Genomic DNA, 1,338 nt, shown 5'->3' with positions numbered 1-1,338 from the left:
TATTTAATGAGATGGTCACTCCCTCCTTCCCAGTACTATGCTGAGGACAGGCTTTCATTCGGAGAACCATCATGGAAAACATTGCGCTTATTGGTATCGATCTGGGTAAGAACTCTTTCCATATTCATTGTCAGGATCATCGTGGGAAGGCCGTTTACCGTAAAAAATTCACCCGACCAAAGCTAATCGAATTTCTGGCGACATGCCCGGCAACAACCATCGCGATGGAAGCCTGTGGCGGTTCTCACTTTATGGCACGCAAGCTGGAAGAGTTAGGGCATTTTCCAAAGCTGATATCACCGCAATTTGTCCGCCCATTCGTTAAAAGCAACAAAAATGACTTCGTTGATGCTGAAGCTATCTGTGAAGCAGCATCACGTCCATCTATGCGTTTCGTGCAGCCCAGAACCGAATCTCAGCAGGCAATGCGAGCTCTGCATCGTGTCCGTGAATCCCTGGTTCAGGATAAGGTGAAAACAACTAATCAGATGCATGCTTTTCTGCTGGAATTTGGTATCAGCGTTCCGCGAGGTGCTGCCGTTATTAGTCGACTGAGTACCCTTCTTGAGGACAGTAGTTTGCCTCTTTATCTCAGCCAGTTACTGCTGAAATTACAACAGCATTATCACTATCTTGTTGAGCAGATTAAAGATCTGGAATCTCAGTTGAAACGAAAGTTGGACGAAGATGAGGTTGGACAGCGCTTGCTGAGTATTCCCTGCGTTGGAACGCTGACTGCCAGTACTATTTCAACTGAGATTGGCGACGGGAAGCAGTACGCCAGCAGCCGTGACTTTGCGGCGGCAACAGGGCTGGTACCCCGACAGTACAGCACGGGAGGTCGGACGACATTGTTAGGGATTAGCAAGCGGGGCAACAAAAAGATCCGAACTTTGTTGGTTCAGTGTGCCAGGGTATTCATACAAAAACTGGAACACCAGTCTGGCAAGTTGGCCGACTGGGTCAGGGAGTTGTTGTGTCGGAAAAGCAACTTTGTCGTCACCTGTGCTCTGGCAAACAAGCTGGCCAGAATAGCCTGGGCACTGACGGCGCGACAGCAAACTTACGAAGCATAAAGGCAGAAATACACCAGTTTAAACAATCATTCATCTGGTTTTGCGAATACTGATATTGATGATACTAACGGCCCACCGGCCTGTTGAGGAACCTGTAAAACGGAAAGGCTCATTGAAGCCGTATATTTTCTGGAGGTTCATCAGGCGCGGAACTCATCGAGGCGCGGGAATAAAATCCCATTCAGACGCCGGATAGATTCAAGCAAGCCAACTTGTCGTCAAAATCGGTGTTGCAAAAACGGGAGTGACCATAGATTCCGTT

1 protein-coding gene is annotated in these 1,338 nt (G+C 48.2%); it reads left to right on the top strand.

What is annotated here, in order from left to right; translation table 11 throughout:
• The first annotated feature begins 71 nt into the window (after positions 1–71).
• Complete coding sequence (locus tag G6Q29_RS21515; RefSeq protein ID WP_000427619.1) at positions 72–1,076, top strand: IS110-like element IS5075 family transposase; 1,005 nt, start codon at positions 72–74, stop codon at positions 1,074–1,076.
• Positions 1,077–1,338 lie beyond the last annotated feature (262 nt).

Source organism: Enterobacter cloacae (assembly GCF_011078175.1).
In the GTDB taxonomy this organism is placed as follows: Bacteria; Pseudomonadota; Gammaproteobacteria; order Enterobacterales; family Enterobacteriaceae; genus Enterobacter; species Enterobacter cloacae_Q.
The sequence above is the reverse complement of the archived record's forward strand: the minus strand, read 5'-3'. Positions and strand labels throughout refer to the sequence as shown.